The following is an 883-nucleotide window of genomic DNA, read 5'->3' on the forward strand; positions in this document are numbered from 1 at the left end:
TTAAAATTATTTTAATGGTTTATATAAAAGGAGAGAAATCCAATGTCTATTCTAGATTCTAAGACCGGAAAAATAAGAAGAGATTATACAATTGAGGAATTAATAGAAAAAGCCCAAGAAATGAGAGCTTATAATATGATAGCCATTACGGCAGCTGGCTCCGGCCATACCGGAGGGACTTTATCCATTATGGATATTACTGCCGCATTATACCTGAAGAAGATAAAACACGACCCTGCTAATCCGACCTGGGAAGAAAGAGATAGAGTCTTCTGGTCAGTTGGCCATAAGGCCCCCGCCCTTTATATAGCCCTTGCCGAAGCCGGCTACTTCCCGAAAGAAGAGACTGTAAAGCTAAGAAAACTATGGTCCGGGTTTGAGGGCCACCCTAATCGATTAAAACTACCCGGCATTGAGCTTTCTGCTGGCTCCTTAGGCCAGGGTTTAGGAGTAGCCATCGGCTGTGCCTTAAATGCCCAATTAGAGCAGAAAGACTATCGGGTTTATACTATCTTGGGAGATGGAGAGCTGGATGAAGGTTCGGTCTGGGAGGCTATGATGTGCGCCTCCCATTATCAATTAGATAACCTTACCGCTATTGTGGATAGAAATGATTTACAGATAGATGGTCCTACCAAAGAAGTAATGTGCTTAGAACCTCTCCTGGCTAAATGGCAGGCCTTTGGCTGGCATACCATAGAGATTGATGGCCATGATATGTCTCAGATACTCTCCGCTTTAGATGAGGTAGAAAAGATAAAAGGTCAACCCACCGTCCTTATTGCCCATACCCTAAAAGGTAAAGGGGTCTCTTTTGCGGAAGGAGTAGTAGCTTATCATGGTCTAGCCCCCAAAGACGGCAGAAGAGGTAAAGAATCCTTAG

General features: G+C 43.9%; 1 protein-coding gene. It reads left to right on the plus strand.

Annotation, left to right across the window (positions count from 1 at the left end; translation table 11 throughout):
• Window positions 1-42: 42 nt before the first annotated feature.
• Window positions 43-883: transketolase (locus tag COZ07_RS09485; protein ID WP_406608322.1), on the plus strand; the 841-nt coding region annotated here is incomplete at its 3' end.

The organism is Candidatus Infernicultor aquiphilus (assembly GCF_002784285.1).
Taxonomy (GTDB): domain Bacteria; phylum Atribacterota; class Phoenicimicrobiia; order Phoenicimicrobiales; family Phoenicimicrobiaceae; genus Infernicultor; species Infernicultor aquiphilus.